Source organism: Acinetobacter sp. GN11, from assembly GCF_054823985.1.
Window position 1 is genome coordinate 43,497 of sequence record NZ_JRVL01000081.1, and the last position, 22,692, is coordinate 66,188.

Consider the following 22,692-nt stretch of genomic DNA (forward strand, 5'->3'; position numbering starts at 1 on the left):
GTAGCAAATTCAAAACTTCTCTATCTTTAACCCATAATTTGGCGCGTTGGATGCGTTTATGCTCACACATTTAACTTTAATTAATTTTGCATTAGCTGATCATTTAGCTATTGATATAGAACAGGGATTTAATGTTCTAACAGGCGAAACAGGTGCCGGAAAATCATTATTACTGGATGCACTTTCTGCCTGTCTAGGGGATCGCACAGATACAAATTATGTCCGTTATGGTTCGGACAAAGCGGATATTACCGCTGTTTTTACCTATCAAAATAATAGTCCTGAAGCAAAATGGCTCCAAGAACACGAGCTAGATGATGATTCTGGGGAAATTCATTTACGTCGCGTTATTTTTGCAACTGGACGTAGTAAAGCATGGGTCAATGGCCGCCCGAGCAGTTTATCTGAACTCAAAGAGTTGGGGCGCTTGCTCGTTCAACTTTATAGTCAGCATAGCCAGCAGCAACTTCTTGAACCACCTTACCCAAAGCATTGGTTAGATCGTTATAACAATTTTTACGTTGAAGCGAATGATGTCCGTGAAGCCTACAGCTCATGGCAACGCACGATTCGTTTGCATCAGGCTGCCTTAGATGCACAAGCAACACGTTTGCAACGCATTGGCACTTTAGAGCATCAAATCGAGGAACTCGAAGAGGTCATTCAAACCGACTATAAAGAAATTGAGCAAGAGTTTGATCGTCTTAGTCATCATGAACATATCATGCAAGACTGTAGCTATAGCTTAAATGTTTTAGATGAAGCTGAGCAAAATATTACTCAAGAAATGTCTTCGATTATTCGCAGATTAGAGTCCCACGCCGGCCGTAGCGAACACCTTTCTGAGATTTATAATTCTTTATTGAATGCCAAAAGTGAAATAGATGATGCAACGGCAAACTTACGTCAATTTATTGATCGTCAAAGTTTTGATCCCGAGCGAATGGAAGAACTCAATACTAAACTTGAGGTTTTTCATCGTCTGGCACGTAAATATCGAACTCAACCAGAAACACTTAAAGAAGAATATGAAGGTTGGCAACGTGAGCTTGAGCAATTGCATCAACTTGAAGACCCAGAAACACTGGCAGAGCAAGTTGAAAAATCGCATGAGGAGTTTTTAGAAAAAGCTCAGCATTTAGACAATATACGTCGTGAAGCTGCCGCGCCACTTGCTAAACAATTAACTGAACAAGTGAAACCTTTAGCTCTACCAGAAGCACACTTCGAGTTTAAGTTCGAACCATTAGAACAACCAGGTGCAGAGGGTTTAAGCTTTATTCAACTTTTATTTACTGCAAATAAGGGTATCCCTCCACAACCATTGGCACGCGTGGCCTCAGGTGGTGAGCTTTCTCGTATTGCACTCGTCATGCAAGTCATGAATGCTGAAAAAACCGAATCTGAAGTTTTGGTGTTTGATGAAATTGATGTCGGGATTAGTGGCGGCACTGCAGAAGTTGTAGGCCGTTTACTTGCTGACTTGGCACAACATGTCCAACTCTTATGTATTACTCACCAAGCGCAAGTTGCTGCACAGTCTGATCAGCATTTATTAGTGAAAAAACAACAAACTGACCCAGCCAGCAGTACAATTGTAGAACTTGATGAAAATCAAATCATCTATGAGTTAGCTCGCATGTCAGGCGGTGTTGAAATTAATGAAACAACCTTGCAACACGCAAAACAATTACGTCAACTTAAATTTCAGGCTTCTTCAAATTAATAAAGAAAATGAGAGAAAAAGATTGGCGAAATCCGATTAACTCTTGTATGTTGATAAAAAGAACCTATATAGATAAAAGGGTCGAGAGGCCCTCTAGTGACATTTTTTGAGGGAGAACCGCTTAGGTGACCAAACAATATCTGACTCACCGTTGTCTGATTGCCCCGCCAGAAATGGCAGATGACTTTTTTGCAAACACTGTAATTTATCTTGCCCGTCATGATGAAGAAGGTGCTCAAGGCATTATTATTAATCGTCCTTCTGGTATTCAAATTAAAGAATTACTCCATGACCTCGACATTGAAGCAGACAATGTAAATCCACATGCGGTTTTACAAGGTGGCCCTTTACGTCCCGAAGCTGGATTTGTTCTTCATACTGGACAACCAACATGGCATTCATCTATTGCTGTAGGTGAAAATGTTTGTATTACCACCAGTAAAGATATTCTTGATGCAATTGCCCATAACGAAGGTGTAGGTCGATATCAGATAGCTCTCGGCTATGCGAGCTGGAGCAAAAATCAGTTAGAAGACGAAATTACACGTGGTGACTGGCTCATTTGTGATGCCGATATGGATCTGATTTTTAACCTGCCTTATGACGATCGTTGGGATGCAGCTTATAAAAAAATTGGTGTAGACCGCGCGTGGCTAGCATCTGAAATCGGACACGCTTAATGACCGAGACACAATCAAAATCGATTATGGCTTTTGACTTTGGTACTCAAAAAATGGGAATGGCGATTGGCCAGTCTTCAATTGAAAGTGCCAATCCTCTCCCTCTATTTGTCATGAAAGATGGTATTCCAAACTGGGATCAGCTCTTAAAAATTGTGAAAGAATGGCAACCCGATTTATTCTTGGTTGGGCTGCCGTTAAATATGGATGATAGCGAGTCAGAACTCTCTACACGTGCTCGCAAATTTGCGAGACGTTTACGCCATCAAACCAACATAGAAACGTTGATGGTAGATGAGCGTTTAACTACACGTGAAGCGCGAGAAGAGCTAGGCTTTTACCAAGAACAAGGCCGAGCAAAAAAGCTCTCGGCCGATAGTTTTGCTGCTGCACTACTCATTCAGAGTTGGTATCGAAATCCCGTTGGATTAACGCCATAAAACAAAAAAGCATGTAATTAAAACTACATGCTTTTTTAATTAAATCACTTCGATTTTATTTTTCAACGATATGCACAGTCGCAGTTCGTCCAGAGACAAAAGCAAGTTCATTCTTCGGTGTTTCATCTAACACAATCTTCACAGGCACACGCTGCGCTAAACGAACCCAACTAAAAGTTGGATTTACATTGGCAAGAAGTTTAGAGCTGCTTGAGCGCTCACGATCTTCAATACCCGATGCAATACCTTGTACATGACCTTTAATTTTCTGGTTATCACCCATTAATTGCACAGTAGCTTGATCGCCTACATGAATACGATTTAACTTCGTCTCTTCAAAATAACCCACCACATAGAGCTGTTTACGATCAAGCAATGCTGCAACAGCCTGCCCAACTTGAACATAGTTACCTGGACGCATATCAAAGTTAGATAACGTACCGTCGGCTGGGGCAATTACCGCGGCACGATGCATATTAAGCTCGGCCAAATGTACATTGCTTGTTGCAACCTCAATAAGGGCTTGTTGTTGCTTAACAGTTGCTTCCGCCTGCTGAATTGCTGCTTGGAGTTGCTCATGCTCTGCAAGGGATTGATCACGTGTGGCAAACACTTGGTCTTGTTCTTGTTTAGAGATAGCGCCATCCATTAGGTTCGAGTAACGACCGGCATTTTTCTCGGCCAATTTGATATTACTGGCTGATTTAATCAAGTTCGCTTTTGCTTGTGCCAAACCCGCCTGCGCTTGAGCAAAGGCTGCGTTTGCTTTTGCTAAATCCGATTTTGCCTGTTCGACATCTAAAGCACGGCGAGAAACGTCAATTTTAAAGAGCACCTGACCTTTTTTCACACTCTGGTTATCTTGAACCAATACTTCTGTGACAAGACCAGCGACATCCGAAGATACTTGAATAACGTCACCACGCACTCGACCATCGCGTGTCCACGGCGCTGCATTATAGTAGTTCCACAAATGCACAATGGTATAGACCGCCACCATTAATGCGACAATCAAAATTACTGGACGGATGACCTTTTTCAAATCCACCTGATTCATTTCACTCACCTAACTCAATCTTTAATTTCGCAATCATCTCTATGCACCCACCCCAACAAAAATTTGATGTATGACCAAAAGCAATAAAAGGTAAAAGCACAAATTGAAAATACTCGGTAATGCAATCCAGCCTTGTGCAATCCACTTGTTGGTCAAAGGACTCAACCCACGGAAACATATATATGCCAAGAGGGCTTGAACGAGCAAAGAAGGCACGTAAATACCATAAACGTTAAACTCACCCATTTGCTGTGGCTCCTCTCAAGGTACTGTTCTCATTCATTTGATCTGATGAAACATGACACATGCTATAAGCAATATTGTTAAGTGAAATGAGTAATCTTTGTCGCATCGTCATATCTTCAATATTTGAAGCAAGCTGTTTTAATTCAAATAAAGAGCGATGGATTTGCTCAACCAAAGCCGCCGTATTATCTACATCATTTTCTTTGGCTCTAAACAGTTCATCTAGATTTTGTTGCAGATTTCCAATGTGATGAGCCAGCTCTGAATTTTGAGGAGACAGATTTGCCAGTTCTTGTAATCTACTTAAATCAACAATACTGCTCGACTCAATCAATGCTTGATGAATTGAGGTTTTAATCTCATTAGATTGGACTACTTTACTGTTAAGAATTCCAATTCGGTCTAGCATGCTGCGTAGATGAACTTTAAAATCGAGGCCATAAGGCAAATAGATCGCCTGTCTCATTGCACGATAATGCAACGCTAAAATACGGCTCGCACTCGTGTCTGGAGACATTGCCCGAACAACGTCGATGACAACTAAAGACACTAAAACACCTAAGATCATGGCAAAAGAACCATCAAGATAAGACACTGCATCCATGCTATAAGCATTATGTAGATTTAGCCCCATCATGGTGTTAATCCCCAAAACCATACCAACTGGCATAAGCATTTGATTGGCCATCATAGACACTGCAAACAGGAACATCGGTAATAAAACCAGTCCAAGTTCCCAGAATGTGGTGACATGAGGAAAAATACCAAATGCATAAACAAAGACTAAAACTGCTGAAGCAATACTGCCCCAGATAAAAATACGCAAAACTGGAACGGGATTATCTAAGGCCGTTAAAATACAGGCTGTTACTGCGCCCATTTGCGCCATCATAAATCCAGCTTTCCAGCCAGAAATAATCCAGACCCCAGTCACAATAAATGTAATCAGGACTGCACTAATACCGCCTCGGATGGCCACACCATGGTCGCGGTGTAAACTTGGATATTTGGTGGTCATTGGCGTAATGTTGTCAGGGATTTCTTTATTGCCTTGCTGAATTCTTTGCCACAAGACTTTAACCGCTAAAACATTACTAATGAAATGGCGTACATCCATTTTCATAGCTGCGACCAAAACTTGCTGATGTGTAGAAGCCGATTCCATCAAACTCAAGAAATCACTTTCGAACTCATCTGGTAACTGCAAAATATTTTCATCAATAATTAAATCTTTTTGCTCCAGAAAATGTACAACATGCGCTGAGAGCTGTTGCAGTTTTTCTGAATGCGTTTCGATAAACCGAAGTTCTTGAAGCTGTTTAATACGCTCAGATAAAGCAACCAGATTAGCTACCACCATTGAGATTTGATGAAGCATTTCCTGCAAGGGTTTAGTCATGCCATGCAACTCACCCTTTTCATAACTCAAATGTACTGCCAAAGCATGAATATCTGTGGTGTCACGAGTAATGGTCGCTAAAAGCTGAGTATTATTCTGCTGCGGGTCAGCCTTTAATAAATTAGCAAATAGATTTTCTGTATCTTTAAGCGTTTTGATGACTCGCTGCTTAATCGCAGAACCAATGTGCATTGGAAGAATAGTGGCAGAAACTACAGCACTTGAAATCACCCCAATCGAAATCTCGATGACTCGAGCTAAAGCAATATCAAAAATATTGTATTGATCAATATACGTAATCGAATTGAAGACAATCATGGCTGTCGAGTAACCCGCCAGCATAAAAGCATAACTGCGTGGAGTCCGGTCAAGTAAAGACACATAAAGCGCAAAACCCACCCACAATGACAACACCACGGTAAACAACCAAGGTGTATTAATGAGATGTGGTGTTAGCGTTAAGGCAACCACTGCCCCACCCATCGTCCCTATAACACGGTAGACACACTTAGAAGACACCATTCCTGAATAAGGGTTGGCAATAATCAGGACTGTACCAATCGACCACATCGGGTTAATCAGATCTAATTCAAATGAAACAAATAACGCCAGCATTCCGGCAATAAATGTTTTTAAGGCAAAGATCAGATCAAGCCTACTCGGGCGAAACGCCAGTATTTGCTTTAATAACATGAACTCATCTCAAATACAGATTTGAACTGATGAGCATGCTCTTCAATGTTAAATTGCCTTTCTAGAGACAACAAAACTGTGACATTTGCCTAAAAGCAAATGAGATGAGGAGCATCCTTCAATACAATGATTTTTCCACATCCTGCCTGATTGGCCCAGATGATTTCAATTTGAGCGTTATTTAAACGGCCAAACTTTGGAAAGAAGAGGTATCAAGAAATTTGCCTAGAACCGACCAATTTCTCGATTAGATATTTTGTTTGGCAATTTTTTCAAAATAAAGCGATTTAGTCAACTAAAATATCTCTATTTGATAATTTGATATGTTTTTTGATTATCGTATATGATGTATAAGCCAAGAGAAGTTTTCTCTTTGTCAGAGTAAAATACTCAAATCAGGCATTTATTTTAGAATTGAGACAAATTTTCTTTTTTTCTGTTATAAAAACTCAAAGATGATTCATTGTTAAAGGATACGAACAAGACACTATGGCAATTTCAAGTTTTGGCAAAATTTTAACCGTATTGGACCTATTTTCAGTTTCGCGTCCAATAATTAATGTCGATATTATTTGCGAAGAACTTGGCTTGTCTAAACCAACTAGCTACCGTTATCTCAAAGAACTAGTGTCTACCGATCTATTAAAACGCATTAATGGAACCTCTGGCGATTATACCTTAGGCTCAAAAATTGCAGTTCTTGACTATGTATCAAGAACAACAGACCCTCTGGTTCAAATCAGCACACCATTTATGCGAAATATTGTAGAGCGTACTGAACTGTGCTGCTTGCTCACCTATTTAAACGATGACTATTGCATCGACATTCATCATGAAATTTTCAAAGACACCGAATTACTTTCATATGGCCGAGGCTGCCCAAGACCGATTTACGTTGGGTCATCTCCAAAAACGATGGTTTCACATTTAAGTAAACAACGAATGCAGGACTACTATCATCGTTATCAACAAGAATTAAAACAATCCGGTTTTGCTGAAGATGAACCGAGCTTTATTCAGCGTATGCGTAAAATTAAAAAACAAGGGTTCTATTTCTCACAAGGTGAGATTGACCCAAATGTTTCTGGCCTTGCTGTCCCTGTTCGTTTTTCGAACAAAGAAGTGCCTTTAGCTTTAACTTTGGTAGCTTCTAAAAATCGTTTTGATTTTTTAAATGTTGAAAAGCTCATCGAAATTTTGCAAGAAAATGCAGCACTTATTGAGCAACGTTTTATGGAGTTATCTGAAAAAGGTGAAATCTAAAACTCCGCCTTATGATAATTTAACCTTTTCTTACATTTTAATACATTGAATATCCCGTAATATTCTCATATTATGATTTTAGCTCCTATTGGTGATTCTTTTCATCAGCAGCTCATCAATAGAAGCATCCCCCTCAGAGGAATAAGCTCATGTTGCCATCATGGGCTTTTTTCTTGCCCAATTTTTATAAAAACTGAAACTGCCTAAAAGTAAGATTAATACGCGGCTGTAAAATCTTTGTTGAGCGATTTAAATGATGTTGCCAATGTTGTTGCGTCTCGCCACGCATTACGATGAGTTGACCTGGTTGTAGCCACAATTCGACTTTCTCTTTACTCTGAATGTGCCTAAAAGAAAATTTACGGGTAGCTCCAAAACTCAAAGATGCAATTGTTGTGGTTCTTGCCAAAGACACATCCGAATCACTATGCCAAGCCATGCCTTGCGTTCCATCTTCATAAAGATTTGCTAAACATGAGTTAAATTTTTCTGAAAGTCGCTGCTCTACCTGTTGTTTGAGTTTGGCAAGTGCTCGATCCCAAGGCAAAGAATCACGAATGACACCCGAATATTTATATTGATAATAATTATCCCCATACCATGCCACTTTTCGAGGGGTGATAAAGTGCTTGCCATACAACTTAGCCTCGTCATGTTTCCACGCGAGATGTTGGTAAAGATAGTGAAAATATTGTTCAGCTTCTTCTGGGCTTAAAATACAACCATAGTCCTGAACTTCACCATCATAAGGTAATAAATTTTCACAAGGCTCTGGAGAAAATAAATCCAAGGTCATACGGTCTCTCCATGTTGCTTTGACATCTCCCAAGCCAACAATGCCAATTTACGCCCCTTTTGCCAATGATATTCTCCGACCATTCCGGTTGCGCGGATCACTCGATGACAAGGAATCAAATATGCAATCGGGTTTTGTCCAATTGCTGTAGCAACAGCTCGAACTGCTTTAGGCTTGCCAATCTGCTCTGCAATATCTTGATAGGTCCGCAATTGCCCTTCTGGAATGGTCAGTAACGCTTCCCAGACTTGTAATTGAAATGGGGTTCCACCCAAATTAATAGGGAGTTTCTGCTGTAAGTGTTGTGAAAAATCCTGTTCGAACCACTCTGCAACTTGTTGATGCCAAATTGGCGACTGATTTTTCAATTGAGCTTTTGGAAAATACTGCTTAATTAAATCTTCAATATTTTCACTCGACTCTATGAAACGAATCGAACATATACCCTTTTCACTACTTACAACTAACAACTCACCAAACGGGCTTGTCTCAACCGAATAATTAAGAATAACCCCTTCGCCTTGCTGTTTATATTCACCAGGTGTCATCCCTTCAAGCTGAATAAACAGATCATGTAACCGGCCGGTACCAGACAAACCCGTGTTTAAAGCAGTTTCTAATAAGCTTCGCTTTTGTAGCAGATAATATTTAGCCTGTTGCAAACTCATATATTGCACAAATTTTTTCGGGCTAATACCCACCCATTCTTGAAACTGACGTTGGATATAACCTGAACTTAAATTCATATGACTCGCAACATCCTCCAGACTGGGTTGCTGGTCTAGATGTTCATATAAATATTCAATCACAGTGGCAATTACAGCAAATTGCCGAGAAGAAAGCATTTGCATGTGTCACCTCCTTAGCACTTTATCTTACATTAAAGTAGCTAAAGCCCGATGACGACCCGATTCTTGCACTTTTGAAAATAAAAAAGCCTTTCATTATAGAAAGGCTTAATCATTCAATCTAAAATTAAGGTTGCTTTAAATAAGGCCAAGCTGCTCTTAGGTAAATAAACATTGACCATAAAGTCAGAATGACAGCGGTATATAACAACGCGTAAGCCAACATTTCTAAAGGCTGCCAATTGAGTAAAAACACACTGATGGCAATCATCTGAAAAGCTGTTTTATATTTGCCTACTGTCGATACAGCCACACTCGTTCTTGCGCCAAGTTCTGCCATCCACTCACGTAAAGCAGAAACTGTAATTTCCCGTGAAATAATGACAATTGCCGCAAAAGCCATTGATATGGTTGGATTCCACTGCACTAAAACAATCAGTGCTGCGGCCACCATGAGCTTATCTGCAACTGGATCTAAAAAACGGCCAAATGCTGAAGTCTGGTTTAAAGTTCGTGCCAAATAGCCATCAAACCAATCGGTAATAGCAGCAAACACAAAAATTGCAGTCAAGATAATATGACGACTCATATTTCCTGCTTGCTCACCAATACCCATTGCAGGCGGCCAATACACAATCACCAAAAATACAGGAATAAGCGCTATACGCGCCAACGTTAGGATATTTGGGATATTCAGGATTCGCCCTGTGGTCATAAACACCGCCAATTTAGTCTTCAAGCATCTTGTAACAGACAAAAATACTTTCTTCAATATTGTATCTATCTGTAACAGCCACTTTATACGAAATATATGAATCGAGGAAGTGGACTGCTTAAGTAAATACCGTAACAGTTTGCCGTAAAATTGCAATTAAATGATCATTTTGGTCCCAAAGATGGGCATATTCTGTGGAATAACCTTCACCGGCATATTCAGTCACCACTTTATATTTAAACCAGTCACACAATTGATGTCGAAACGGATGGACATAGGTAATGTGCCAAGTTAAAGAACTTGCAGGAGCAACTTGTTTAAACATGGGCAATACACCAGGTGGCCAAATATCCATCAAAACAATTAAATCTGGCAAAGTCATTTGACGATTTTCATACTTCTCTGGAGAAAACCTTGACCATCCTCCAAAGTCAGGATAGTGACTTCCTGTAACAGGATGATGACCTTCTGCCCAGCATACATCAAAATGTTGATAGCATTCTGGCATTTGTCTGGCAAAAGGAAGAGGTTGTAACTCTTCAGGCTGCCTATAAACTGGAACCATCGGTTCTTGGAGTACTTCAATATTCGACGTACGAGGCACACCAAAGCTTGCAACCAAAATAGTTTGTACTGCGCCATCTTGCCACAAACGGGTTTCAAGCGTAGTGACCGACTTCCCTTCCCTTAAAATTTCAATAGTCAATCGAGCTGGTCCCTGCTGTACAGGCCCCACAAAAGTGATACTACAACTTAATAATCTTTTGTTGGGATCTTGAATATTGCAGCAGGCTTTTTGCATCAGCAATCCCGCAACAAGACCACCAAACACCGTCCGTCCTTGCAACCACCCTTCGGGTATTTCAATCCATTCCTTTTGTTTTATTTCTTCAAATAATCGCAGCAAAGACATTCCTTTCCCTAAAACGAAAGTGTTATTAGAAACGATCTTTCCTCATTTTGATTGGAATGTGAATGGTCAATCCTCTAGTAATTGGCGAGTTATTTTGTCACTCCACCTTTAAAACAATGCTTACTCATGCAGAATTTTATAAATCGTTCTGGCCATCATTTCACCAAAACCGGGCACAAGCGTAAGCTCTTTTTCAGATGCTTTTAAAACACCTTGAATCCCACCAAAATGAGTTAATAAATCTCGACGGCGCTTTGGTCCCAGCCCCGGAATTGCTTCTAAAACCGATGTACTACGGCGTTTATCACGTTTAGCCCGGTGTTTAGTAATTGCGAAGCGATGGGCTTCATCACGCACCTGTTGAATCAAGTGCAATGCTTTATTGTCTTCGGGTAACTGGATTTTCGTGCCATCTGTAAAATGCAGGGTTTCAAGACCCGGTTTACGCCCTTCACCTTTCGATACACCCACCATAAAAGCATCAAGCCCAAGCTCTTGCATGACATCCATCGCCATGTGAAGTTGGCCTTTACCACCATCAATCAACAGTAAGTCAGGCAATATGGCTTTTTTATAACGTCGTGTTAAGGCTTGGCGCATGGCAGCATAATCATCGCCACCAGTAATATCTTGAATGGCAAATTGGCGGTAATCACGCTTACGAGCACCACCTTGGTCAAACACCACGCACGACGCAATTGGAGCTTCGCCCATAGTGTGACTAATATCAAAACATTCGATACGATCGACAGGCCTTCCCACCACTTGCTCTAACTGATGGAAACGTTCATTGAGTTCTAAATGGTTACTCAACTGGCCCTTAATGGCATGCTGAACATTCATTTCGGCTAGCTCTAGCCATTCGGCACGAGTTTCTCGAACATTATTCTTAATCTGAACTTTTTTACTAAACTGCTGTGCCAACCCTTCTTCTAATTCTTTACGGTCAGGCAATTCAATGTTCACAATAAGTTCATTTGGTACTTCATCTGCAACTTGAAAGTAAAAGTTTGCCATAAAGTCACTAAGCATTTGGCCAAGGTCATCACCTAGCATGTCAGGGAAATAGCTTTTTCCACCTAGCATTCGCCCATTGCGTACATACATAATCTGCACGCATGTCACGCCTGCCTGATAAGCAATGGCCAGTATATCTGCCTCACCTTTGACTTTAAAAACAGCTTGTTGGGCTTGAACTTCACGAAGTAAAGATAGTCGATCACGGTAAAAAACAGCTTTTTCGAATTCAAGTTCAGCCGCCGCTTGTTCCATTTTGGCAATAAGATCTTGATTGAGCTCCTTTGTATCGCCTTGCAAAAAGCGAATACTATTATTAATGTCTTCTTTATAATCTTCGGGTGAAATCAGCCCTACACAAGGTGCAGAACAACGCTTGATCTGATATTGCAAACACGGGCGCTTGCGCTGTGCAAAGTAGCTATTTTCACACTGACGTACATTAAAAAGCTTTTGTAGAACGAGTAAAGTATCACGAGCACTATAGGCACTTGGATAAGGTCCAAAGAACTTACCAATTTGATGCTTCCCTTTGCCGCGACCACTAGCAAGCCGAGGATAGGGTTTATCTGCCGACACAAAAATATAGACATATGACTTATCGTCCCGCAGCATGATGTTATAAGGCGGACGATGTTCTTTAATTAAATTTTGCTCAAGGAGTAGCGCTTCGGTTTCTGAACGAGTGACTAAAGTTTCAATATCATAAATTCTGGCAACTAAGGCCTGAGTTTTAGGATGCTCAATAGTTTTAACAAAATAACTCGATACCCTATTCTTTAGGTTTTTTGCTTTGCCTACATATAACAATTCGCCCTCTTTCCCTAGCATTTTATAAACGCCTGGAAGTTGGGTCATATGGGCTAAAATTTTTTCAATATGGGGACGAGCGTTTTGATTCACTATCGGCAGACATGGCTTAATACTGAATACCTAATGTGATGTTTCCCCTCCTACTTTTCAAGTGCGTTACTGTGCCAGAAGCCAAATTTGGAAACAGATTTAGATATGTCCCGACAAACTATGTCGTACTCGCTTAAGAATCGAGACGATAGTAGCTATATTTAACGTCTTTTTCTTTATAGACCGCATAGGTTTTTTGGCGAAAATCTGAGAACCAGCCATTCCCTGTATATCCAGCAATATGACCATATGTGTGGCCACTTGTCCGCTCAATAATATAAATATCGCCTTCTTGAGGACGATTAAAAGCAGGTTTAATTTTCTTATAGCCATTCTTCTCAAGCGTATGCCCCCAGTCTGAAGCTGCTACTGGATGCTTAGACACATCGGCGCCTGCTGCTTGTAAAGCAATGCGAATATTTTTGGCACACTTCTCTTTACTATGGTCGGCAGACATACTTTCAAGCTTACTTGAGAACTTATGCAAATTAATATTTTGATCTTCAGATTGATGACTTTTCGTATCAGATTTTTTATGCTTTTCAATTGTCGAAGCTGATTGTCTTAACATCACTTTCATTTTTAAATCATCTTGAGAACTTTCTTCTTTTCTCTCTTCGATATGATGAACATGTGCATGAACTGCGTGATGAGCATGAGCCATTTTAAAACCTACTTCCGCTAACCAGTCTTCGAAAAAACCGCGCCATTGTAGAATCAAAATTGCCTTTTGGCTTTTAATAGTTGTAACAAATTGCCAGCACTGTGAAGTGAGTCACAAAATCTATTAAGTACTGTACAGCATAAAAAAACGCCCTTTCGGACGTAATAAAAATACTTATTTATCTATAATTACTGGGTTAAAGATTCCCCTCTCCAAGTCTTAAGCATAGCATCCGCAGCATTTTCAGTGACAAAGTCACAATATTTACCGGCATAAGGTGGAACATATTCGTCCATACCAGAATTATGGTGGTACTGCCCAGAATATTCGGTATCGTTTATTGTAAATTTCATTGCTAATAATAACTCATCGCGCGACCAATTAATGCCTTGCCATGTTCCCATTACAGGTGCAGTACGATTTGAATCAACATATAAAGGCGCAGTACCGTCACTAGAGAACCCAATATAATCTTTATTGCTATAGGTTTTATTAATCATCCAACAGGTTGAACCTTTTGGAAACTTCACTGAATCTTCTTCTAATAATGCCTTGTAATAAGCTTCAAAAAAGCCCTGCTGACTAAGTGGCAATGATTCATAAATCCACTGGCCTAAATATTTAGTCACTGGTTGACCTGAAATATCAATTTTAACTAAATCTTGATTTAAGAATAAATTATCACCTTTCACTAAGTTGGCGGGTTGATAGTTTAAAGCTGTATCAGAAAACTGGACTTGAGAACCCAATAAATACCATGTGCCATCAGTTGTTTTAATCGGATCTAAGGTCACTCCCTGATCCGTAAAATAATGCTGACTAAGTTCATAACCTAATGGATGATTATCAGGATAGCTTATATAAATCTTATTATCCTGAATCTTATAATTTTTCTTCTCAAGCATTGGATTCCCAGCAATTTGACTCGCAGAAAAACCAACTAAAGTCTGCACTGGTGTTGTGGATGTATCCTGTTCTTGATTATCAGATTCATTACATGCCGAAAGTCCAAATGCACATAAACATGAAAGTATTAACTTTTTCATTATGTTCCTAAATTATTAATATAATGTAATCTGTATTATCAATAATTTACTTTTTTTGGCAATGCAAAAATTAAATAATTCAGATGAAAGGTACTATAGTTTTATTAAGAATGATTCTATAAAAATTAATATGCAATCAACCAAAACCATATAATTAAATAAGATACTTCCCAATCTGACTAGTTAATTAAAAGTGCTTTTGAATAGAAAAAAAATGAAACCATTATAGGCAATAAAATTATGAAAAGGAACTTATAGAATATTAGTACCCTCCTGTTTATTATATCTATTCTATCCAAACATTCCTCAACAAAAATTAAAAATATCCTATTGTGATATGGAAAAACAAATAATCAACCTCAACGTATTCAATTTCATTAAATCAGCATAGAAGTATTAAATATATTAAAAGCAAAAAAATAAAATTTAAAAATTCTTATGATTATGTCTCCAATAATATTCATACTTAGCGTTATCTTTCTATACAGAGGAGGTATTCCATTTAACACAAGAGCTGGGCTGGACAAAAAGAAAAGTCATCAATAAAAAAACGCCCTTTCGGGCGCTTTAATTAAAATACATATGGTCGAACAAAAATCAGGAAGAAAATTCCAAGCATCAGCAACCATTTTAAGAAGTAATACAACTTACGGTTTTTAGCTTTCAGTGCTTTGGCTTTAATACGAATTTGGTAAACATAACCAAAAGCTTTATTCAACCCACCTGTTTGGTCACCTGTTTCATTCGGAGAACTTGCCGCAGTCATGACACTACGGCCAAACCAATGATTGAAACGTTCCATCCATTTCACTTTCATTGGACGTTCAACGTCTGCAAAGAAAATGATACGGTTTTGATCTGTCTTATTTTCAGCGTAGTGAATATAGGTTTCATCAAACACGACACTTTGACCATCTCGCCAAGAGTATTTTTCACCATCGACATCAATAAAACAACGATCATCATTTGGTGTAATTAAACCCAAGTGATAACGGAGTGAACCTGCATATGGATCACGATGTCTTACCAAACGGCTGTCGGGTGCAAGTTCGGTAAACATTGCGGCTTTAATTGTCGGCAATGTTTTAAGCAGTGCTGTAGTTTTCGGGCAAAGCTCAGCAGCAGACGGATGACTCGATTCGTACCATTTTAAGTAAAAACGCTTCCAACCTGTTTTAAAGAATGAGTTAAAACCTAAATCGTTATATGTACTTGAAGCTTTAATTCCACCTTGGTCATATAAAGCTTTCGCTTCATCACGAATCATTTCCCAATTTTCATCTAACACTTTTAAATCTTTAAAATGCTGTGTATCGATATAAGGCTGATTCGGCACCTTTGAAAAGATGTACATTAAAAAGTTAATTGGTGCGAGCAAGGTTGAATGGTCAAAAAACTGACGATAAAACGAATGCTTTACTTTCCCACGATGCTGAATATACAACGCTGAAATGATAAAAATCGCTAATATGATCCACTTAATCATATAGTTACTCGCATTTAAGTACCTTTAAAGATACTTTGAAGAAATTTGAAATTGGCAAGAATAATATCAAACTCTAGAAGAAAATTCAGACATAGATCGGCAAGTATTATTTTTAATAAATAGAAATCTCAAAAATATTCATTCTTGAGATTTCCTAAACTTAGCTTTTAAATTAGTTTTGATATGATTGCCAATTTAAAGCAGGCAAAGAATCGAGGGCCTTTGCAGCGGTTTCATTGTAGACATAACAACCAGATTTCAATTGTGCAATTCTTAACTGAGCGAGACGGATACGCTCAGGAGTATCGGCATTTTTCAAGAATATTTCCCAATGCTTAATTTCTTGATCAGCCGTCCAGCCAATATTACCCGTATAATCTGCTCTATATGTGTTACCTTGATATTGCACCGCAACACTACTACTCTCACCAAAACCTAAAGTAGTATCATAAATCGTTGTCCATAGAACATTTTGCCATGATCCCTTAACTGCTTTATAAGTAAAGCCGAAGGGATTCGTTTGGTTCAAATAATTCAGATACTGAGCGTTTTCAGCATCAAAATCCTCAAAACTTTGATCAATTTCGTGATTTTGATCAACATTAAATGTGAAGGTTTCTTGATTAGATTTTTTTGAGATGAAACTATAACAACTACTGCCTTGAGGGAATTTATTCTGTCCATAAGTATTAAGAAATATACGCCCATTAGTCGTACTATCATCGCTCACTGGAAAACCTAGCGCTCGATAACCAGGTAAAACTGTATCAAACATATTCTTATCAGACAGATCAACTCTTTGAAATTTCCAATCCTCTTTGACATCTCCAGTGATGTCAAATCTCCAATCAGTCATTGAATTAAAATTCATGACATTGATTGCTTTATCAGTAGGGAAATAGAGTTTTTTCTCTGTTAACAAATACTCACCTAAAGCTTGATTAGAGGAGCCATCCGTAGATTTTTTATTAAATATTTCAAAATAAGCCTTATCTAACTCATCTGTTTTTTCATCAGAATAGTAATCCATAAAATAATAACGGGTACCATTCGCAATAGAATCTTGTGAAGTACCACTTTGATTGTTATTCGCTGAATTATTATCACTAGAACCACCACCTCCACATGCACTCAACATAAAAGGAAGGATGGCTAAAATCATAAATTTATTTTTTAACATAATACATACTTTATTGAACATTTTTATAACACAAAGTTTATCCAAAGATAAAAAAATAGACAATACTTTCTGTCTAATAATTCACAAAGAACCTTATTTTTTATTACCAGTTCAAAAATTAAAGTAATCAACTATCTGCTAGTTTTTTCTCACTTCATATTAGATTCCTGCTAGAAAGCAGTTTTTAAATAAAAATGTATTTTTCATATATATAGTTCAAGAAAGTTCTTTAAAAAAAATTGATGACCCTTGCGTCACGGCTTGATACAACTTGTCAGGTTTTTTTTAGATATAGTTATCGTAAGATTAGCGAAGCATAAATGTGTACCTAAGCTGTGCACACGCTTCATAACATCAACTTAGAAGTCCTCCAAAACCAAGGAGATCAGGCATGATCCACGCTGGCAATGCCATTACCGTCCAAATGCTTTCGGACGGAATTGCAGAATTCCGCTTTGACTTACAAGGTGAGTCGGTCAATAAATTTAACCGTGCAACAATTGAAGATTTCCAAGCTGCTATTGCTGCGGTAAAAGCAAATAATGATATTAAAGGCTTAGTTGTTACCTCTGGCAAATCAACATTTATTGTTGGAGCAGACATTACCGAGTTTGGTGAAAACTTCGCTCAAGGCGGAAAAGCGATTGTTGACTGGCTTATGCCTGTTCACGAAATCTTCAATAGCTTTGAAGATTTAGAAATTCCAAAAGTTGTTGCTATTAACGGTATGGCGTTAGGTGGCGGCTTTGAAATGTGTTTAGTGTGTGACTATCGTGTGATGTCAGAAGCTGCACAAGTGGGCTTACCAGAAATTAAACTTGGTATTTACCCAGGTTTTGGCGGTAGCGTACGTTTAAGCCGTCTTATTGGTATCGACAACGCGGTTGAATGGATGGCAATGGCTGCTCCTAAAAAACCGGCTGCTGCCCTTAAAGATGGTGCTGTAGATGCGGTTGTAGCTGCTGATAAATTACTTGAAGCTGCAACTGACTTAGTTAAGCAAGCAATTTCTGGTCGTTTGAACTGGAAAGCGAAACGCCAAGAAAAACTTGATGCTGTAAAATTGAACCCACTTGAACAAATGATGGCGTTCAACACAGCAAAAGGTGCCGTACTTGCTAAAGCAAATCCTGCTCAATACCCTGCTCCAAAATTATTACTTGATTCATTACAAGCTGGTGCAAGCCTTGCTCGTGACGAAGCATTAAAAGCGGAAGCTGAAGGTTTTGCAAAAGCAGCGATTACTCCACAAGCTGGTGCATTGATTGGTTTATTCCTCAATGACCAAGTTGTTAAGAAAACTGCTAAAAAACATGAAAAAGGTGCTCACCCTGTAAACCAAGCAGCTGTACTTGGTGCTGGTATCATGGGTGGTGGTATTGCTTACCAAGCGGCAAGCAAAGGCACACCAATCATCATGAAAGATATTGGTAACCCACAACTTGCACTAGGTATGTCAGAAGCGAACAGCTTGTTAACTAAACAAGTTGAACGTAAGAAAATGAAACCTGCACAAATGGGTGAAACCCTTGCACGTATCCGTCCTACTTTAAGCTACGATGAGTTTAAAGAAGTTGATATCGTGATCGAAGCGGTTACAGAAAATCCAAAAGTTAAAGAAATCGTTCTTGCTGACACTGAAAAGCATGTTCGTGAAAATACGATTATTGCGTCTAACACGTCTACAATTTCAATCACGCGTTTGGCGAAAGCTTTACAACGCCCTGAAAACTTTGTGGGTATGCACTTTTTCAACCCAGTTCACATGATGCCGCTTGTAGAAGTAATTCGTGGTGAAAAGACTTCTGAAGAAGCGATTGCAACTACTGTTGTTCTTGCTCAAAAAATGGGTAAAACACCAATCGTTGTAAACGACTGCCCAGGGTTCTTGGTTAACCGCGTATTGTTCCCTTACTTTGGTGCGTTTGACCTTCTTGTAAAAGACGGCGCAGACTTCCAGCAAGTTGACAATGTAATGTCTAAGTTTGGTTGGCCAATGGGTCCTGCTTACCTCATCGACGTTGTAGGTATCGACACAGGTGTACATGGTGCAGAAGTAATGGCTGAAGGTTTCCCTGACCGTATGAAGCCAGACTACAAAGGTTCAATCCAAGCAATGTACGAAGCTAAACGTCTTGGTCAAAAGAATGACGTTGGTTTCTATAAATACGAACTCGACAAGAAAGGCAAGAAAGCAAAAACTGTTGATCCAACAGCGTATGAAATCATTGCTCCTTTCGTAACGGGTGAAAAACGCGAGTTTGATAACCAAGAAATCATTGACCGCATGATGCTTGCTTTCTGTAACGAAACAGTTCGTTGCTTAGAAGACAACATCGTTGCAACTGCAGCTGAAGCTGATATGGCAATGATTATGGGTGTAGGTTTCCCTCCATTCCGTGGTGGTCCATGTCGTTATATCGACCAAACAGGTGTTGCTGAATACGTTGCACTTTGCGACAAATATGCACACTTAGGTAAGGCTTATGAAGCGCCACAAATGTTGCGTGACATGGCTGCTAACAACAAAAAATTCTACGGTTAAGGAGCAACGTGAATGGCTACTTTGAATCCACGTGACGTTGTCATCGTTGATGGCGTACGTTCTGCAATGGGTAAAACCAAAAACGGTATGTTCCGCAATGTACGTGCTGACAGCTTATCTGCTGAATTAGTTCGTGCACTCGTTGCTCGTAACCAGTTTGATACCAATGAAGTTGAAGACCTGATCTGGGGCTGTGTAAACCAGACTCTAGAGCAAGGTATGAACATTGGCCGTAACATCGGCTTATTGGCTGACCTACCAAAAACTGTGGCAGGTCAAACGGTAAACCGTCTTTGTGGTTCATCTATGCAAGCGCTTCATACTGCTGCTGCACAGATTGCAACAAACCAAGGTGATATCTTCATTATTGGTGGTGTAGAGCACATGGGTCACGTAGGTATGATGCATGGCATCGACCTTAACCCAGAAGCATCTAAACACTACGCTAAAGCATCTAACATGATGGGCTTAACTGCTGAAATGTTAGGTCGTATGAATGGCATTGGCCGTGAAGAGCAAGATGCATTTGGTGTTGAATCTCATCGCCGTGCTTGGGCTGCAACACAAGAAGGTCGTTTCAAAAACGAAATCGTTGGTGTTGAAGGTCACGACGCAAATGGTTTTAAAATCCTTTGTGACATCGACGAAGTAATTCGTCCAGATGCAAACCTTGAGTCGTTCAAAGCACTACGTCCTGTATTCGATCCAAAAGGTGGTACGGTAACTGCTGCTACATCTTCAGCTTTGTCTGACGGTGCTTCTGCAATGTTACTTATGTCTGCTGAGCGCGCGCAAGCATTAGGTTTAAAACCACGCGCTGTAATTCGCTCTATGGCTGTTGCAGGTTGCGATGCTGCAATCATGGGTTACGGTCCAGTTCCAGCAACTCAAAAAGCGCTTAAACGTGCTGGTTTAACGATGGCTGATATTCAAACTATCGAATTAAACGAAGCATTTGCTGCTCAAGGCTTATCAGTAATGAAAGGCTTAGGCGTTTATGACAAGCAAGACATCATTAACTTAAATGGTGGTGCGATTGCTTTGGGTCACCCACTAGGCTGTTCTGGTGCACGTATCACCACTACGTTGTTGAACGTAATGGAACAACAAGATACTCAAATCGGTCTTGCGACCATGTGTATCGGCCTTGGTCAAGGTATTGCAACGATTATCGAACGTGTTTAATTAACACCAAGATAAAAAAAATCCCCGCTCAATGCGGGGATTTTTATTTTAACGGCCTTTTAAACCGTCTTGAATTTGCTGCTGTAAATTTATGAGGTCATTAAGGTTTACTTTCATCGTACCCTCACGATAAGCATCGACATTACTTCGATTAATATTCAAAGGTCTTAACATTTCAAAGATACCATTGGTTGGATCAGAAGACTGTATTCCACCTGCTACCGCTAAAATGTATTGTTGTAAGAATGGAGAAAGTTGAGACAAATCAGGCTGTGCCATAACTGGCTGATAATCTACCGTAGCCATGCCTTCAGGGACCAAAGCATTCTGTATATCATTATGAATTTTATACTCACGGTGTTGCAGGGCCTGACGCACTTTTTTATCTTCTTGAAATGGTACAAATCCCACCTCTTCACGTAGCTCAGATTCAGCCATAACGCGAATTGTTGGTAAAGTAGCAACCTCTTCAGCTTGAACAGTCGGCAACCCCATAAAAGCAAATGCAGCGATCAAAGCTGATTGTTTTAGAAAGTTCATAACTTGCTCCAAAAATCAGTCACCCTATTCAAATTAAAAAGATGATGATTAAATTAAAAGTATCTATAAATAGGCTACAACAAAGTTGGTTTTGATTCAGTAAGGCTCAGATAAACGGTAAATATAATTAAATTTTTTAATGTAAAAGTACGGTTCTTCTATTTATTAAAACAGCATCCTATAAAACACTCTATAACTTAAACAAAAGTGGTCAGATTATAGAGTGCGATTTAACTTATAAGTTTTATTTGCTCTCTAACATCCCTTTTAAAGAATTCACGACTTGTGGAAACATCGTATAACCTTCTCTACCTAAAAAGTGCCCGCCATTAGGTACTGTAATGTACGGCGCATCAATTTCTTTCGCCAATTGAATCGTCAGTTTTGGCGGAACCAAATCATCATTATCAGACAAATACACCAGCTTTTTCTTTATGTCATGAAAGTAACTCGTATCGACTTTGCTTTTTGTTATATAAGCATCGAGTGGAGAAAAATCTGAAATAGGTCCAGAAAATCCGGATACTAAAATCATTCCTCCAATCTTTTGATAATCATGTCTTTGTAAAAAGTGCAGTAACGTAATCACCCCTAAACTGTGCGCAACAAAATAGGTATTCTCATCCACCTTAGGGATCTGTTGATCTAAAACCTTCTGCCAAGCATCCACATCTGGATGCTCAGAATCTGGAAATGGAATTAAGGTAACAGTCGTATGTTCATCTTCTATTTGATGTTTTAAATCTAGAAACCAGTGATCATCTATAGAAGCAGAGTAACCATGGAGCACAAATATTTGACGCATGTTCTTCTCCTGAAGTTCAAGTGTTTTGGCATTTGCAACAAATGACATTAATCCGAATAACACCAATAAAATGAGTTTTCTGATCATGGAACAAGTACCATTTTGAAAGATAAAAACATGGTAAACTATGACACCACTGTTAAGGTCAACCCCATTTTATGAACCTTGCCAAAGTTGCCGAGCTCACAAAAGTCAGCCCGCGTATGCTGCGTTATTACGAAAGTTTAGGCCTTATACAGCCTCATCGGGCGAATAATAACTATCGAAGTTACACACAAAAAGATATTGAAAATATTAAGAAAATTAAAATACTAAATGATGCAGGCATGCACCTAAAAGACATTCAAGCCTTACTGCCTTGTTTTGATTTAGATGAACGCGTATTTACGCTGTGCTCAGTGGTTCAAGAAAAACTGCAAACTGAACTCATGCATGTTTCTGAACAATTAAACAAACTACAAACTTCTCAAAGTTTATTACAATCTTTTTTAACCAAAGGAAAAACCGAGAGCACCAATCCATAATTTTTGATGCTCATGCTACGC

21 protein-coding genes and 1 pseudogene are annotated in these 22,692 nt (G+C 39.2%); 7 read left to right on the top strand and 15 right to left on the bottom strand.

Features of this window, described 5'->3' with window-relative positions; translation table 11 throughout:
* Positions 1 to 58: 58 nt before the first annotated feature.
* The 3 genes from recN (at position 59) to ruvX (ending at position 2,846) form a co-directional block, all read left to right on the top strand.
* A complete protein-coding gene (recN, locus tag NL42_RS08980; RefSeq protein ID WP_461312507.1) occupies positions 59 to 1,726 on the top strand; it encodes a DNA repair protein RecN in 1,668 nt (555 codons plus the stop codon).
* A 125-nt stretch (positions 1,727 to 1,851) separates the two neighbouring features.
* Complete coding sequence (locus NL42_RS08985; RefSeq protein WP_016139447.1) at positions 1,852 to 2,406, top strand: YqgE/AlgH family protein; 555 nt, start codon at positions 1,852 to 1,854, stop codon at positions 2,404 to 2,406.
* A complete protein-coding gene (gene ruvX / locus NL42_RS08990) occupies positions 2,406 to 2,846 on the top strand; it encodes a Holliday junction resolvase RuvX (protein ID WP_002115066.1) in 441 nt (146 codons plus the stop codon). Before NL42_RS08985 ends, ruvX begins: the two co-directional genes overlap by 1 nt.
* A gap of 55 nt (positions 2,847 to 2,901) precedes the next feature.
* Here ruvX and NL42_RS08995 read toward each other — a convergent pair whose 3' ends face one another.
* The 4 genes and pseudogenes from NL42_RS08995 to NL42_RS09010 all read right to left on the bottom strand — a co-directional run bounded on the left by NL42_RS08995 (position 2,902) and on the right by NL42_RS09010 (position 6,363).
* Positions 2,902 to 3,903: an HlyD family secretion protein gene (locus tag NL42_RS08995; RefSeq protein ID WP_446091037.1), complete on the bottom strand. Its 1,002-nt coding sequence runs from the start codon at positions 3,901 to 3,903 to the stop codon at positions 2,902 to 2,904.
* Between the two features lie 39 nt (positions 3,904 to 3,942).
* On the bottom strand, positions 3,943 to 4,149 hold the full coding sequence (locus NL42_RS09000) for a DUF1656 domain-containing protein (RefSeq protein ID WP_004795042.1): 207 nt from the start codon (positions 4,147 to 4,149) through the stop codon (positions 3,943 to 3,945).
* Positions 4,142 to 6,241 (bottom strand): FUSC family protein, encoded by a 2,100-nt coding sequence (locus tag NL42_RS09005; protein ID WP_461312508.1) that lies wholly within the window; start codon positions 6,239 to 6,241, stop codon positions 4,142 to 4,144. The genes NL42_RS09000 and NL42_RS09005 overlap by 8 nt, the downstream gene beginning before the upstream one ends.
* Positions 6,232 to 6,363: pseudogene (locus tag NL42_RS09010) on the bottom strand (hypothetical protein). The gene NL42_RS09005 and the pseudogene NL42_RS09010 overlap by 10 nt, the downstream one beginning before the upstream one ends.
* Before the next feature lie 367 nt (positions 6,364 to 6,730).
* Between NL42_RS09010 and NL42_RS09015 the strand changes: the two are divergent.
* Complete coding sequence (locus NL42_RS09015) at positions 6,731 to 7,504, top strand: IclR family transcriptional regulator (protein WP_016139450.1); 774 nt, start codon at positions 6,731 to 6,733, stop codon at positions 7,502 to 7,504.
* Positions 7,505 to 7,688: 184 nt separating this feature from the next.
* Here the strand turns inward: NL42_RS09015 and NL42_RS09020 are convergent, their stop codons facing one another.
* The 9 genes from NL42_RS09020 to NL42_RS09060 all read right to left on the bottom strand — a co-directional run bounded on the left by NL42_RS09020 (position 7,689) and on the right by NL42_RS09060 (position 17,072).
* The gene (locus NL42_RS09020) at positions 7,689 to 8,300 is read right to left on the bottom strand and encodes an alpha-ketoglutarate-dependent dioxygenase AlkB family protein (protein ID WP_461312509.1); all 612 of its coding nucleotides are present in this window, start codon (positions 8,298 to 8,300) and stop codon (positions 7,689 to 7,691) included.
* Positions 8,297 to 9,151, bottom strand: a complete 855-nt coding sequence (locus tag NL42_RS09025) for a methylated-DNA--[protein]-cysteine S-methyltransferase (RefSeq protein WP_461312510.1) — start codon at positions 9,149 to 9,151, stop codon at positions 8,297 to 8,299. Before NL42_RS09025 ends, NL42_RS09020 begins: the two co-directional genes overlap by 4 nt.
* A 124-nt stretch (positions 9,152 to 9,275) precedes the next feature.
* Complete coding sequence (gene pgsA, locus NL42_RS09030; RefSeq protein WP_461312511.1) at positions 9,276 to 9,863, bottom strand: CDP-diacylglycerol--glycerol-3-phosphate 3-phosphatidyltransferase; 588 nt, start codon at positions 9,861 to 9,863, stop codon at positions 9,276 to 9,278.
* A gap of 118 nt (positions 9,864 to 9,981) precedes the next feature.
* Positions 9,982 to 10,776, bottom strand: a complete 795-nt coding sequence (locus tag NL42_RS09035) for a thioesterase family protein (RefSeq protein ID WP_461312512.1) — start codon at positions 10,774 to 10,776, stop codon at positions 9,982 to 9,984.
* Positions 10,777 to 10,896: 120 nt separating this feature from the next.
* Complete coding sequence (gene uvrC / locus NL42_RS09040; RefSeq protein ID WP_461312513.1) at positions 10,897 to 12,696, bottom strand: excinuclease ABC subunit UvrC; 1,800 nt, start codon at positions 12,694 to 12,696, stop codon at positions 10,897 to 10,899.
* A gap of 133 nt (positions 12,697 to 12,829) precedes the next feature.
* A complete protein-coding gene (locus NL42_RS09045; RefSeq protein ID WP_461312526.1) occupies positions 12,830 to 13,360 on the bottom strand; it encodes a CHAP domain-containing protein in 531 nt (176 codons plus the stop codon).
* Positions 13,361 to 13,548: 188 nt separating this feature from the next.
* Positions 13,549 to 14,406, bottom strand: a complete 858-nt coding sequence (locus tag NL42_RS09050) for a hypothetical protein (RefSeq protein ID WP_461312514.1) — start codon at positions 14,404 to 14,406, stop codon at positions 13,549 to 13,551.
* A 571-nt stretch (positions 14,407 to 14,977) separates the two neighbouring features.
* Entirely contained in the window at positions 14,978 to 15,892 is a 915-nt protein-coding gene (gene lpxO, locus NL42_RS09055; RefSeq protein ID WP_461312515.1) for a lipid A hydroxylase LpxO, read from the bottom strand.
* A gap of 172 nt (positions 15,893 to 16,064) precedes the next feature.
* Positions 16,065 to 17,072, bottom strand: a complete 1,008-nt coding sequence (locus NL42_RS09060) for a hypothetical protein (RefSeq protein WP_461312516.1) — start codon at positions 17,070 to 17,072, stop codon at positions 16,065 to 16,067.
* Positions 17,073 to 17,463: 391 nt separating this feature from the next.
* On the opposite strand from NL42_RS09060, the gene fadB reads away from it, so the two are divergent.
* Both fadB and fadA read left to right on the top strand, forming a co-directional pair.
* Positions 17,464 to 19,617, top strand: coding sequence for a fatty acid oxidation complex subunit alpha FadB (gene fadB / locus NL42_RS09065; RefSeq protein WP_461312517.1), 2,154 nt, complete (start codon positions 17,464 to 17,466; stop codon positions 19,615 to 19,617).
* Between the two features lie 12 nt (positions 19,618 to 19,629).
* Entirely contained in the window at positions 19,630 to 20,802 is a 1,173-nt protein-coding gene (gene fadA, locus NL42_RS09070; protein WP_005045141.1) for an acetyl-CoA C-acyltransferase FadA, read from the top strand.
* Between the two features lie 48 nt (positions 20,803 to 20,850).
* Here the strand turns inward: fadA and NL42_RS09075 are convergent, their stop codons facing one another.
* Together NL42_RS09075 and NL42_RS09080 are read right to left on the bottom strand one after the other, a co-directional pair.
* Positions 20,851 to 21,342 carry a hypothetical protein gene (locus NL42_RS09075; protein ID WP_461312518.1) on the bottom strand — a complete coding sequence of 164 codons (492 nt, stop codon included), beginning with the start codon at positions 21,340 to 21,342 and terminating at the stop codon, positions 20,851 to 20,853.
* Positions 21,343 to 21,586: 244 nt separating this feature from the next.
* Entirely contained in the window at positions 21,587 to 22,234 is a 648-nt protein-coding gene (locus NL42_RS09080) for an RBBP9/YdeN family alpha/beta hydrolase (protein ID WP_461312519.1), read from the bottom strand.
* Positions 22,235 to 22,305: 71 nt separating this feature from the next.
* On the opposite strand from NL42_RS09080, the gene NL42_RS09085 reads away from it, so the two are divergent.
* Positions 22,306 to 22,671 (top strand): MerR family transcriptional regulator, encoded by a 366-nt coding sequence (locus tag NL42_RS09085; protein ID WP_461312520.1) that lies wholly within the window; start codon positions 22,306 to 22,308, stop codon positions 22,669 to 22,671.
* Positions 22,672 to 22,692: the final 21 nt, after the last annotated feature.